This is a genomic window from Nonomuraea basaltis (assembly GCF_005893125.1).
Classification (GTDB): Bacteria; Actinomycetota; Actinomycetes; order Streptosporangiales; family Streptosporangiaceae; genus Nonomuraea; species Nonomuraea basaltis.
Genome location: NZ_VCJS01000072.1, coordinates 23,087 through 35,523, shown reverse-complemented (window position 1 = coordinate 35,523; position 12,437 = coordinate 23,087). Strand labels below are relative to the sequence as shown.

At 68.9% G+C, this 12,437-nt stretch carries 12 protein-coding genes; 5 read left to right on the top strand and 7 right to left on the bottom strand.

Annotation, left to right across the window (positions count from 1 at the left end):
* Nucleotides 1-10: 10 nt before the first annotated feature.
* Nucleotides 11-1,168, bottom strand: coding sequence for an FAD-dependent monooxygenase (locus EJK15_RS30615; RefSeq protein WP_138713953.1), 1,158 nt, complete (start codon nt 1,166-1,168; stop codon nt 11-13).
* Nucleotides 1,169-1,277: 109 nt separating this feature from the next.
* Here EJK15_RS30615 and EJK15_RS30610 point away from each other — a divergent pair, with 109 nt between their 5' ends.
* Nucleotides 1,278-2,075: a TetR family transcriptional regulator gene (locus EJK15_RS30610; RefSeq protein WP_171074622.1), complete on the top strand. Its 798-nt coding sequence runs from the start codon at nt 1,278-1,280 to the stop codon at nt 2,073-2,075.
* On the opposite strand, the gene EJK15_RS30605 is transcribed toward EJK15_RS30610, so the two are convergent.
* From EJK15_RS30605 to EJK15_RS30595, 3 genes are all read right to left on the bottom strand, one after another.
* Nucleotides 1,956-4,268 carry an ABC transporter permease gene (locus EJK15_RS30605; RefSeq protein WP_138713951.1) on the bottom strand — a complete coding sequence of 771 codons (2,313 nt, stop codon included), beginning with the start codon at nt 4,266-4,268 and terminating at the stop codon, nt 1,956-1,958. The two genes, EJK15_RS30610 and EJK15_RS30605, sit on opposite strands and share 120 nt — an antisense overlap.
* Nucleotides 4,261-4,938, bottom strand: coding sequence for an ABC transporter ATP-binding protein (locus tag EJK15_RS30600; RefSeq protein WP_206061184.1), 678 nt, complete (start codon nt 4,936-4,938; stop codon nt 4,261-4,263). The genes EJK15_RS30605 and EJK15_RS30600 overlap by 8 nt, the downstream gene beginning before the upstream one ends.
* A 116-nt stretch (nt 4,939-5,054) precedes the next feature.
* Nucleotides 5,055-5,630, bottom strand: a complete 576-nt coding sequence (locus tag EJK15_RS30595; protein WP_171074621.1) for a TetR/AcrR family transcriptional regulator — start codon at nt 5,628-5,630, stop codon at nt 5,055-5,057.
* A 142-nt stretch (nt 5,631-5,772) separates the two neighbouring features.
* Between EJK15_RS30595 and EJK15_RS30590 the strand changes: the two genes are divergently transcribed.
* The 4 genes from EJK15_RS30590 to hisG all read left to right on the top strand — a co-directional run bounded on the left by EJK15_RS30590 (nt 5,773) and on the right by hisG (nt 9,549).
* The gene (locus EJK15_RS30590) at nt 5,773-6,264 is read left to right on the top strand and encodes a Chromate resistance protein ChrB (RefSeq protein ID WP_138713948.1); all 492 of its coding nucleotides are present in this window, start codon (nt 5,773-5,775) and stop codon (nt 6,262-6,264) included.
* Complete coding sequence (locus EJK15_RS30585; protein WP_138713947.1) at nt 6,261-6,692, top strand: chromate resistance protein ChrB domain-containing protein; 432 nt, start codon at nt 6,261-6,263, stop codon at nt 6,690-6,692. Before EJK15_RS30590 ends, EJK15_RS30585 begins: the two co-directional genes overlap by 4 nt.
* 49 nt (nt 6,693-6,741) lie before the next feature.
* Nucleotides 6,742-8,088 carry a chromate efflux transporter gene (gene chrA / locus EJK15_RS30580; RefSeq protein ID WP_206061183.1) on the top strand — a complete coding sequence of 449 codons (1,347 nt, stop codon included), beginning with the start codon at nt 6,742-6,744 and terminating at the stop codon, nt 8,086-8,088.
* 615 nt (nt 8,089-8,703) lie between these two features.
* Nucleotides 8,704-9,549: an ATP phosphoribosyltransferase gene (gene hisG, locus EJK15_RS30575; protein WP_138713945.1), complete on the top strand. Its 846-nt coding sequence runs from the start codon at nt 8,704-8,706 to the stop codon at nt 9,547-9,549.
* A 43-nt stretch (nt 9,550-9,592) separates the two neighbouring features.
* Here the strand turns inward: hisG and EJK15_RS30570 are convergent, their stop codons facing one another.
* From EJK15_RS30570 to EJK15_RS30560, 3 genes are read right to left on the bottom strand one after another with little or no spacing between them, the layout of a single operon-like run.
* Nucleotides 9,593-10,333 carry an energy-coupling factor ABC transporter ATP-binding protein gene (locus EJK15_RS30570; RefSeq protein ID WP_420847106.1) on the bottom strand — a complete coding sequence of 247 codons (741 nt, stop codon included), beginning with the start codon at nt 10,331-10,333 and terminating at the stop codon, nt 9,593-9,595.
* The gene (cbiQ, locus tag EJK15_RS30565) at nt 10,327-11,085 is read right to left on the bottom strand and encodes a cobalt ECF transporter T component CbiQ (protein ID WP_138713944.1); all 759 of its coding nucleotides are present in this window, start codon (nt 11,083-11,085) and stop codon (nt 10,327-10,329) included. Before cbiQ ends, EJK15_RS30570 begins: the two co-directional genes overlap by 7 nt.
* 4 nt (nt 11,086-11,089) lie before the next feature.
* Nucleotides 11,090-12,154 (bottom strand): energy-coupling factor ABC transporter permease, encoded by a 1,065-nt coding sequence (locus tag EJK15_RS30560; RefSeq protein WP_138713943.1) that lies wholly within the window; start codon nt 12,152-12,154, stop codon nt 11,090-11,092.
* Between the last annotated feature and the right edge of the window lie 283 nt (nt 12,155-12,437).

Here is a 12,437-nt window from a genome sequence, read left to right as displayed (position 1 = left end):
GACTAGTCGGTCACGCCGGTAGGAGCCGACGCAGTCTCGCAGCCGGTGTGGAGGTCGCGATGCGGAGTGGGACGTCGCGGAGCAGGAGGTGGAAGGGGGTGCTGGGAATCTGCCAGCGCGTGTTGCGGCGTCCGACCTTCTGTCTCTTGCGTGCCTCGGGACGGAGTGCCGTCTCCCAGGTGTGGAGGGCGGCTGGGATTTCGTCCCGGGCGTCGGCGAGCATGGTGCCAAGCCGGTCAGCGCCCCCTATGGCGAGAGAAGCGCCGTAACCGGCGTAGATCGGCATCAGCCAGGCTGCGTCGCCCAGCAGAACCACCCGCTGCCTGCTCCACCTGCCGAGGCTGATCTCGCTGCCGCTGTCGAAGTGGACCGACTCGCTGCGGCGGAGCTGGTCGAGCAGGTCGGGGACGACCCAGCCGAGGTCGCCGTATCTGGAGGAGAGTGCTTGCACGGGACCACTCGCCAGTTCTGTGGCGGGGTCGGATGTGCGGTAGGCGAAGATGGCAGCGGTGCGGTCCTCATCGAGGTTGAGGATGCTGAGTGTCCTGCCGGGGGTGGCGAGCGAGGTGAAGGCGCGTTCGCGTACGGAGGCCGGAAGCCTGTCCAGCATGAAGGCGGCGACCACGTGGTCCAGATCGCGGCGGAAATCCTCCTCCGGACCGAAGAGGAGGTCGCGGACCTTGGAGTGCCGTCCGTCGGCACCGACGAGCAGATCGGCGTTCTCGGTGTTGCCGTCGGCGAAGACCGCGCGCACGCCTACCGCGTCCTGCTCGATGGTCTGGAGGTCCGCGCCGAAGCGGATGTCGACCTGGTCGCGCACGGCCTCGTACAGGACCGACTCGACGTCGCCGCGCAGCAGGTTGAGGTTGCGCTCGCCGAGCAGTGCCTGGGCATCCCGCCCGGCGGCCGAGAATCGCTGCCGCCCGTCCGGCTTGACGAAGACCAGGTCGGTGGCGCCGAAGTGGCGATCCCTCAGCTCGGCTAAGACGTTCAGGCGCTCGGCGGCCTCGTAGCCGAGCCCTGACAGGTGGAGCACGTACCCGCCGGTCCGGCGGGCGGGAGCTCGTTCGAACACCATCGGTTCCCAGCCGATCTGCCGCAGTCGGAGCGCCGCGGCCAGGCCGGCGATGCCTGCTCCCACGATGATCGCCTTTCTGGATCTGATCATCTCTGCTCCTCTAACCTATGATGAACGTTGTGTTCATTCCGACGGTATGAACACAACGTTCATTCCGCAAGGGAGGGTTATGTCACCGCGTGGTGTCGCCGTTCCAGAGGTGCAATCCAGGCTGTTCGAGGCCGCCTGCGCAGTGCTGCTGCGGGAAGGGCCGGGCGGATTGAGTGGTCGGGCGATCACTCGCGAGGCGGGGGTCGCCACCGGGCTGCTCCACAACCATTTCGGCGACCTCGACGGCTTCCTGGCCGAGTTCATCGCCGAGGGTGCCCGCCAGGCGGCAGAGACCGCCACCCGGTTGCGTTCGCTCGTGGGCAAGGGCAGCGTGGCCGGCAACCTGACGCAGGCCGCTCTCGCGTTCGGCGTGTACGTGCCCGCGGCCGCCGAACTGGTCAGGTCGCGGCCCGCCCTGGCCGAGCGGCTGCACCAGGCGCTCGCCTCGAACCTGCCGACGCTCGCCGAGATCCGGGAATCCTTCGCCGGCTATCTCGAGGCGGAACAGGTACGGGGAAGGCTCGCGGCCGACGCCGACACCGGAGCCCTCGCCCTTGCGCTTGTCGCCACCGCCCACCACCTCTTCGCCATGCAACCCCCGCTCTCCCCCGAGCCGCAGGAGGATTTCCGGAGGGTCGTCGCCACGCTCATGTCGGGAGCCGGTTCACCGTCCATGCAGCTGCCGGATCAGGGCTCCGATGTCCAGCAGGTGAGCGGCCACGGTGATGCCGCCGATCACGGCGGCGACCGCGAGCAGGACGAGCAGTGTCTTGCGCATCGGTACTCCTCAGACGTAGGCCAGGGCCTGGCGGATGGTCAGCCGAGCGGCCCGGCGAGCGGGGGCCACTCCGGCCAGGGCGGATCCAGCGACGGCGGCCAGCGCCCAGAGGACGAGAGCCAGGGGTGAGACGGTGAGCGGCAGCGGCGTACGGAAGGCCAGGTCGCCGAGCAGGTCTCCGATCGCCCAGCTCAGCGGGAGCGCGAGCAGGGCGGCGGCCACCCAGCTGAGCAGGCCGACGAAGACGGTCTCGCCGAGCACGACCTTGAGCACGGTGCGGGGGGTGGCGCCGATGGCCTGCATGACGGCGAACTCGCGGGTGCGTTCGACCACGCTGGTGCCGGTGGCGGCGGCCAGGCCGAGCACGCCGACGATCGCCATCAGCACGGCGAGGGCGATCAGCGCGCCGATCAGGACGAAGATGTGGTCGTCGATGGCCTCGCGCAGCTCGGTGGTGGTCAGGGCGGTGCCCTCGATGCGGGCGTCGCGGAGCGCGCGCTGCACGGCGACGGTGTCGGAGGTCGCGATGCGCAGGTCACGGGCGGCGCCGACGCGTTGCTCGAAGGCCGTCCTGGTGACATAGGCGGCGGCCGGGGAGCCAACCTCACGTACGGTGCCGACGACGTGCCAGGTGGTGGCGCGGCCGTCGAGCTTGAGGGTGAGCGTGTCGCCGGGTTTCGCGTCCGGAAGCGGGTTGGCGGCCATCGAGTTCAGCACGACCGCGTTCGTGTCGCCGGGGCGCAGCCACCTGCCCGAGGTGACGGGCAGGTCAAGCAGGCTGGAGTCCTCCGGTACCCCGCGCAGGCTGAAGCTGCCGTGGCCGCCGTCGGGGTAGGTCGAGACCACGTCCCCGGCGGTGGTCGGCGCGCGTCCCCAGGTCTCCACACGGGTGACGCCCGGGATGGCGCGGACGCGCTCGACCAGGGCCGGGTCGGAGGATGTAAGCCGCACCTCCATGTCGTAGTGGCGTGCGGCGAAGCCGTCGTCCACGGTGCGTTGCCAGGCGGCGGCCACGTTCGGGCCGGACAGGAACAGCGCGCCGCCCGCTGACAGCAGGCCGAGGGTGAGCGCGAGCCGCCCACGGCGGCGGAAGGCATTGCGCAGGGCCATGAGCAGGGTGCGGCTGAGCCCGGCCAGCCGGGCCGAGACCGTTTCTGCGCGTACGCCGTCGTCGCTGATCGCCTCGCGGACGGTGACGCGGGCGGCGCGGCGGATCGGCACGGCCGCCACCAGGAGTGGGACCAGGACAGACACCCCGAGTTGCGTGGCGTACACCCAGAGCGGGACGGTCCGGCTGTGCAAGTCAAGGTTGAGAAGCTCCGCGATCACGTCCGCGTAGGCGCGGCCGGCCAGGGTGCCGATGGGGATGCCGACCGCAGCGGCGGCCAGGCCGAGCAGAAGCACCTGGGCGGCGTAGAGGGTCGCGATCTGGCCGGTGCGGGCGCCGATCGCCTTCATCACGCCGATCTGGCGGATCTGCTGCACCAGCATGCCGCCGATCACGGTGGCCACCAGGATCGCCGCCAAGACCAGTCCGAGCAGGGCGAAGATGAGCAACATCACCATCAGCGACTGCATCTGCGACTCGTGCGGGTGCTTGCCCGGCGGCGGCACCTGGATTTCATGCACCTGCTGTCCCCGGGCGCGCAGCCAGGTGGCCAGTTCGCGGCTGGTCTGTTCGATGCCCTGCTGGGTGGTGGCCTGTGTGCGGATCTTCAGCTCGTCGAGGGCGGCTCCACCGCCGATTGCGGCGAGCGTCTCGGTGGTGATGTAGCCGTATCCGGCGCGCTCCTGCCAGGCGGGTGCGAGAGCGGGGTCGTGCACGGTGCCGGAGACGGTGATGGTGCGGCTTGGGCCTCCGGGCAGGCGTACCTCGACGGGGCCGGACGGCACCATCTCGCGGGCGGCGCGCTCGATGAGCATGGTGCCAGACGGCGGCGGCCAGGCGCCGGACTCACGGGTGAAGGTGGAGATCCGAATGCCGTCGAAGTCGGGCACGACGAAGAGGATCAGTGCCCGCCACTCGTCGGCCCCGATGCGCATCCGGGCGGCGAGGGTGGCCCTGGCCTGTGCGTCCGCGATGCCGGGACGGTTTCGGACCTGCTCAGCTAGTGCGGCGTCCACCCGCTCCAGCTCTAAGGTGGCCGAGGCCGGGGTGGTGTCGAGGTAGTTGCGGGTGATCTCGCGTGAGGCGATCGCGTTCGCGCTGAGCACCGCACCGACGCCGGTCACGCCGGCCGCGATGGCCATGACCAGCATGACCGTCCGTCCCCAGGCCAGCGCCATGTCTCGGCGGATTTTGCGCCAGCGCGGCCTAGACATGCGCGCTCACCGCCCCGTCGGCCAGCTCCACGGTCGAGGTGATGTACGGGCCCGCCTCGCTGCCATGCGTGACCATGACCACAGTGGTGCCCCCGGCGGCGATGCCGGCGAACAGCTCCAGCACCTCAATCGCGGTCGCCGAGTCCAGGTTGCCGGTCGGCTCGTCGGCCACCAACAGCGGCGGGTCGTTGGCCAGTGCGCGGGCGATGGCGGCGCGCTGCTGCTGGCCGCCCGACAGCGCGGCGGGCAGCTTGTCGGCCTGCTCGGCGATGCCGACCCGCTCCAGCAGCTCCAACGCCCTGGGACGGCGCTCGGCGCGCGGGTAGCTGTCGCAGAAGTCCATCGGCAGCATGACGTTCTCCGCGACGGTCAGCGTGGGCAGCAGCTGGAAGAACTGGAACACCACGCCGACGTTGCGCCCGCGCCAGACGGCCAGCGCCCGCTGGTCCAATTCGTGCACGGCGGCCCCGGCGACGTGCACCTCGCCACTGGTCGGCCGGTCGATCCCGGTGATCATGTTGATCAGGGTCGACTTGCCGCTGCCCGACCGGCCGACCACGGCCAGGAACTCACCGGGGCCGGTCTGCAGCGACACACCGCGCAGCGCGGTGAACGGGCCCTGCGGGGTGTCGTAGGTCTTGGTGACCTCGCGTACGTCGATGACGGACACCGAGCCTCCTATCGGAACATCGAGTCAGTTACAGAACACGATGTTCGGTATGGAGAGGCCGGGTCAATCGACGAAACCGCAGTTCAGTGCGGTAGTGAACAGATCGGCGAAAGTGTTCAGATTCCGTGGACGGCTTTGACGCCGGGCACGATGAGGCGCATGTACATGTCGGCCATCTCCTCGGCCGTGTAGGGCACGTCGTTGTCCAGCCACCACACCAGCAGGCCGAGCAGCGAGCTCAGCAAGAACTCCATGGTCACCTCCACCGGCACCGCACCATCGCGGTGCGGCAGGAACTCGGGCATCCGCCGCATCATGACCTCTCTGATCCTGCGGCGCAGCCCCGCCCTCATCACCTCCGCGCCCCGCTTGCCCGCCAGCGCCTTATACAGGTCACGTTGCCGGTCGGCGTGCTGGAAGGCGGCCAGCACCGGGTTCGGCTCGGCGCGGCTGGCGAAGTGGCGCTCCATGTGCTCCTCGAACGTTGCCGCCAGCTCCTCCAGGCCACTGAGCAGCAGGTCGTCCTTGTCCGTGTAGTGCGCGTAAAAGGTCGAGCGGCCGACGTCGGCGCGGTCGATGATGTCCTGCACGGTGATCCGGTCGTAGCCCTTCTCCAGGATCAGCTCCACCAACGCACGGCGGAGCAACTCCCTGGTCCGCCGCACTCTGCGATCCGTCGCGGCTGCCGGCATCGACGCCCTCCACGATTCCGAACACCGTATTCGGCACCATACGCCGTGTTCATGAATCCATGGGTCGCGATCTCCGCTCATCAAGGTGGTTGACTAGAAACCATGGTTGCTGAAACCATGGTTGCATCAGGGAAGAGGGGCGATGACCGGCTCAGGCAGCCAGTGGGTCCTACTGACCTACAAGATCCCTCGAGAGCCGTCGACGGGACGGATCAGCATCTGGCGCAAGCTGGAGCGCCTCGGCGTGGCCCGGCTGGGTGATGGCCTGGTGGCGTTGCCCGCTGACGCCCGCACCCGCGAGCAGTTCGACTGGATCGCCGAGGAGATCGGCGAACTCAACGGCTCCGCGACGGTGTGGCTGGCCGCGCCCGCCAACGCCGCCCAGGAGCGCACGATCGCCACGTCCATGCGCGAAGCCCGCGTCCTGGAATACCAGGCGGTCATCGACCAGGCCCGCGCCGCGGCCAAAGCCACGCCGGGCGAGCGCACCCGCATCGCCACACGGCTTCGCGCCGAGCTACGCCGGATCACCCGCAGGGACTATTTCCCGCCCGCCGAGCGCGAGACCGCGCAGCAGGCCGTGCGCGCTCTGACCCAGACCGCCGACAAGCCCGCCCTGGAAGGTGCCGAATGAAGTGGGCAACTCGCTGCGGTGTGCACATCGACCGCGCGGCGTGCGCCTGGCTGATCCGCCGCCACATCGACGCCGAGGCCCGCTTCGTGTTTGTTGATGATCCGGCTCTGGTGCCCGCCGACGCGACCGCGTTCGACATGCGCGGAGCGGAGCTGTCGCACCACGGCGCCGACTGCAGCTTCGAGACGATCCTGCGCCGCTACGACCTGAGCGACCCGGTGCTGTGGAAGATCGCCGAGATCGTGCACGAAGCGGACGTCGACGACGAGCGCTATGACGCGCCCGAGGCGCCTGGCCTGGACGTCATCCTGCGCGGGCTGTCGATGACATGTGCCGACGAGCGCGTGCTGGAGCTGACCGGGCCGCTGTTCGACGGCCTGTACGAGTACCACCGGCGCGCGTTGCTGCTCGGCCGCCCGCCCGCGTGAATGGAGAAATGTGATGAGCCAGCCGTCCACCCCAGCCTCCGCTGGCTCTGTGACGTCCGGTGATGTCATCCCCTTCGGCCAGGCGGTGCGCGCCTGGTTCCTCATCTCCTTGCAGACCTTCGGCGGCCCTGCCGGGCAGATCGCCGTCATGCAGCGCACCCTCGTGGAAGAGAAACGCTGGATCGGCCAGCAACGCTTCAACCACGCACTCAACTACTGCATGCTGCTGCCCGGCCCCGAGGCCCAGCAACTGGCCATCTACGTCGGCTGGCTCCTCAACGGCACCCGCGGCGGCCTGGTCGCCGGAACCCTGTTCGTGCTGCCCGGCATGCTGGCCCTGCTCGCCCTGTCGGCGGTCTACGTCATCTGGCAGGACACCACGCTGGTGACCGCGCTGTTCGCCGGCATCGCGCCCGCAGTGCTGGCCATCGTCGCCCAGGCCGTCCTCCGGGTGGCCAAACGCTCGCTGACCCACCCTGTCTTCATCGCCACCGCCGTGGCCGCCTTCGCCGCACTCGCGCTGTTCGCCGTACCGTTCCCAGTGGTCATCGCCGTGGCCGCCGCGATCGGCTGGGCGACCCACAAGCGGATGCCGCACGCCCTCGCGAACGGCGGCGGGCACGGCGGCGACGGCGGACCCGCTCCGCTGATCCCCGATGACGCCCTGCATCACGCCCAGCCCAGCCTGCGCTCGGCAGGCAAGATCCTGGCCGTCGGGCTGGCCGCCTGGTGGCTGCCAGTGGCCGCCGTCGCCCTGCTCACCGGCGCCGACAGCGTCTTCACCACCCAAGGCCTGTTCTTCTCCGGCACCGCCGTGATCACCTTCGGCGGCGCCTATGCCGTGCTGGCCTTCGTCGCCCAGCGCGCGGTGGAAACCTACGCCTGGCTGACCCCGGGCGAGATGGTACGCGGCCTGGCCCTCGCCGAGACCACCCCAGGCCCGCTGATCATGGTGGTGCAGTTTGTCGCCTTCCTCGGCGCCTACCGCGACCCAGGCGTCCTAACGCCGTGGGCCGGCGCCTTGCTCGGCGCCCTGCTGACCACCTGGGTCACCTTCGTGCCCTGCTTCCTGTTCATCTTCCTCGGCGCGCCGTACGTGGAGCGGCTTCGCCACAATGCGGGCATCAGCGCCGCACTGACCGGCATCACGGCCGCCGTCGTCGGCGTCATCGCCAATCTCGCTCTCTACTTCGCCCAGCACACCCTGTTCGCCGTCACTCGCACCCGGTTCTGGGGACCGCTCCACGTCCAGGTGCCCGAATTCGCCACCGTCAACGTCCTGGCGCTGGCCATCACCACGGCTGCGCTGATCATGACTTTCGTGCTGCGTTGGCCGATGCTGCGCATCCTCGGCATCTGCGCACTGCTGGGCATCGCCTCCCTGCTGTTGCCCTGACCTCCGCTGGTTCTCGGGGCTTTCCGGAACCGCAGGGCTTCCTGCCCATGCGGGCTCTCGGGCACGCCCTGAGCAGGCATGGGCCGTCCGGCCGTCGAGTGGCGTGCGCAGCGGTCGCCCCACCGTCGAGGCGATCAACCATGCCGACCACCTGATGTCCGGGATGCATCCGCACGGTTGATCACGGGCCGGCATCACAGTTGGTTCATCAAAACGCTTGCCGCCCACACGATCACCGCTGCCCCGAGCACGCAGAGCAGCGCGATCCCGACCACCTTCATCCAAGGCCTCACCTGGCCATCGTGCCGCCACGTGCATGGAGGGAACAAGGGGGTCGCGTGAGGATCGCCGACATCCCATGGTTACTTCGTGATCCGCAGCGTGGACGGCTGCCGGGGTATCCGGTACGCCAGCAATAATCCCGGCCAACGAGTATCTCGTCCGGCGGCAAAGTGCAGGAGTGCCTTCGGTCAGACACGCGCGCCCGGCTTGTCGACGATGACCCGCTGACGGAGAAACGTATGTATGTATGCACGTGACAACGGTTCAGGTGCCGACCGACGGCAGCAGCGATCGGCTGCTCTGGTGGACGCCGCCCAGAGAGGGTCGTGAGCCATGCTGCGACTCGGCGTCCCCAACAAGGGCGAGCTCACTGACCGCGCCCAGCTGATGCTGGCGGAGGCTGGTTACCGCCGGCGAAAAAACAGCAAAGAACTGCTGGTCGTCGATCCCGACAACTCCTGCGAGCTGTTCTTCCTGCGTCCCCGGGACATCGCCGTCTATGTTGGTGAGGGCATGCTGGATGCCGGGATCACCGGCCGGGACATGCTGGTCGACTCCGGGGCGCGAGCTGAGGAGATCACGGGGCTCGGTTTCGGTCGTTCAGCCCTGTACTTCGCGGCCCCGCCGGGTGGCTGCCGAAGCCCGGAGGACCTGACGGGCCTTCGCGTGGCCACCGCCTATGCGGGGCTGGTCGAGAAGCACCTGGCCGATATCGGGGTCGATGCCCGCATCATCAAGCTGGACGGTTCGGTCGAGACCGCGATCCGGCTGGACGTCGCCGACGCGGTGGCCGATGTCGTCGAGAGCGAAACTCATCTTCGCGAGGTCGGGCTGGAGGTCATCGGTGACCCGGTCATGCGGTCGGAGGCCGTGCTGATCAAGCGGCTCGGGGCGCCTGCGGAGAACGGGCTACGCCAGCTCATCGGGCGGCTCAACGGTGTCCAGGTCGCGCGCGACTTCGTGACCATGGACTACGACATCGCACAGGAATGTGTCGAGGAAGCAATCGCGATCACATCCGGCATGGAAGCGCCCACGGTGTCGGAGCTGCGCAAGGACGGCTGGGTGGCGGTTCGCGTCATGGTCCCCCGGGAGGGCCACCAGCGCATCATGGACCGGCTGTGGGAGGTCGGTGCACGCGCCATCTTGGTCACCGGCATCTACGCCTGCCGCCTCTGACACAGATCACCGGCCGGATGCACTGGCCTCCTGGAATCGCACCTCACATGGGCATTTCGACCGAGAAACCGTACGGGAGCTCCAGCCGGTGGCGGCCTAGGAGTTCGGGGTCGGCGAGGATCGCGGCTGTCGGGCCATCCGCGACGATGGTCCCGCCGGACAGGATGAGGGACCGTTCGCACAGCTCGAGGGCGTACGGCAGGTCGTGGGTGACCATGAGGATGGTGACATCGAGCCCGCGTAGGATGTCGGCCAGTTCCCGGCGTGCGGCCGGGTCCAGGTTCGAGGAGGGCTCGTCGAGCACCAGGATCTCGGGTTCCATGGCGAGCACGGTCGCGACGGCGACCCGGCGGCGCTGCCCGCCGGACAGATGGTGCGGTGGCCGGTCAAGCATGTTGAGCATCCCGACTCGCTCCAGCGCCTCGCATATCCGCCGTTCCAGCTCTTCACCTCGGATGCCCAGATTGGCGGGGCCGAAGGCGACGTCCTCGCGGACCGTCGGCATGAACAGCTGGTCGTCTGGATCCTGGAACACCAGGCCGACGCGGCGCCGGATCTCCTTCAGGTTGTCGCGAGCCACGGGCAGCCCGCCGACGGAGACCGTTCCCAGACTGGGCGTGAGGATGCCATTGAGGTGCATGACCAGCGTGGTCTTGCCCGCGCCGTTGGGCCCGAGCAGCGCGACACGTTCTCCCCGGTCGATCGACAAGTCCACGCCGAACAGGGCCTGGGTGCCGTCGGGGTAGGCGTGCATCAGCCCTTCGACCAGCAGAGAGTTCACCACAGTCCTCCGATGAGTATCGTGATCGCGGCGGCGGGCAGGGTGGCGGCCAGCGCCCACTGCGAGGCGGAGCCGCGCACGTCGTGAATGATGGGCATGGTTCCGGTGTAGCCGCGGCTGAGCATGGCCAGGTGCACGCGTTCGCCGCGCTCGTAGGAGCGGATGAACAGGGCTCCCGCCGAACGTGCCACGACGGGCAGGTGCCGGAGGTCGCGTGCCACGAACGCTCGGGATTCCCGCGCTATGCGCATCCGGCGCATCTCGTCGAGGATCACCTCGACGTAGCGCAGCATGAAGGAGGCGATCTGCACCAGCAGCTGCGGAAGCCGCAGCCGCTGGGCGCCGAGCAGCAGGGTCCTCGGCTCGGTGGTGGCGGCCAGCAGGATGGAGGCGATCACTCCGAGAGTCGCCTTGGCCACGATGTTCCACGCGGCGAGCAACCCGTCGGCGCTCATCGACAGGCCGAAGACGGTCAGACGCTCGCCCTGGGACAGGAACGGCAGCGCGACCGCGAAGATCACGAATGGCACCTCGACGACCATCCGCCGCAGCAGCAGCTTCAGGGGGATGCGGGCCGCCACGGCCACCGCGCCGAGCAGCAAGAAGTAGAGAGCGAACGCCCAGAACCGTTCCCGATCGGTGGCCACGACGATCAGGATGAACGCGATCAGCGACAGGAGCTTGCACTGCGGTGGGAGCCGGTGCACGGGCGTGTCGGCATGGACATACAGGTGAGGGCTGTGTCCGGCGGCCATGGATTCACGATTCCGGCGTCAGTGGCTCGGCGATGGCCGCGGCGGCCGACCGGCGGCGGGCTCTGCGTCGCAGCGCCCAGGCCACACCGGCGCCCACAGCCAGGGAGACCCCCACACCGAGCGCGCCGGCCAGCCCTGTTGACAACCGCTCGTCTTCGACGCCCTTGACGGTGTAGTCGGCCAACGCCGAGTCTCCCAGCGGATGGTCTTGCGCCTGAGACAGGAACCCCAGGTCGGTTGCCACCCGCTCGAGGCCGTCAGGGTTCGCCGAGGCGTAGAAGCTCACCAGTCCCGCGAGCACGACGGCGGCAGCGACCCCGCCGAGGAGAAACGGCCGAAGTCGCGGAGCCGCGCGATGGCCTCCCTCCGCCGGCCGAGCCGGAACCAGTTCACCGGAAGCGGTGCGCAGCATCGACGGCCTGGCCAGGCTGCGCGCGCCGTAGACCAGGTCCGGCCGTACGGCCAGCACGGTACTGACGGTCAACGCCGTGATCGCGCCTTCACCCAGGCCGATGACCACGTGGACTCCGCCCATGGCCGCGGCGACCGTGGCGGGATCGATCGAGGAGGTCCCGCCGATGGCATACAGTCCCGTGAAGGCCAGAGCGGACATCGGGACGGACACCATGGCTCCGGCGAAGGCCGCTATGACGACGCCGGTACGGGTGCGTGGCGCCAGCTTGCCGACGGCGCGAAAGAGCCCGTATCCAGTGAGGACGGTCACCAGCCCCATCAGGCTGATGTTGATGCCCAGGGCCGTCAGTCCTCCGTCGGCGAAGAACAAGGCCTGCACCGTGACCACCACAGCGATGCACAGGACCCCTGTATAAGGTCCGACGAGGATCGCCGCCAGAGCACCTCCGATCAGGTGGCCGCTTGTTCCGGCACCGACGGGAAAGTTCAGCATCTGGACGGCGAAGACGAAAGCGGCCACCAGCCCGGCCAGCGGAGCCATCCGGTCGTCCAGTTCGTCTCTCGCCTTGCGCAGGGAATAGGCGACGCCACTCGCGGCCACGGCGCCCGCGGCAAGGGACATCGGGACGGTGAAGAAGCCGTCGGGTACGTGCACGAGATCCTCCCGGGTTTTCTTCCCAAGCGATGGCTTCGCAGCGGTCGCTCGTCGCCGCCGTAGCAGCGCTGGGTTTCGCGCCGAGCTCACCCGGGGGCAGTGATCACCGGAACTGTGGACGGGCCAGCGCCGCTGGCGGGCCGACCCGTAAAGATGTATGCACTCGCGAATATGTCATCCTGCGATGGCCGCACACCCGTTTCCCGGCGGACCACGCTGAATCCGAGTGTCGGCTTGGGAATGTCTTTGATGATCGACGCGGTGCTCACCCGCCAGGGCGCCC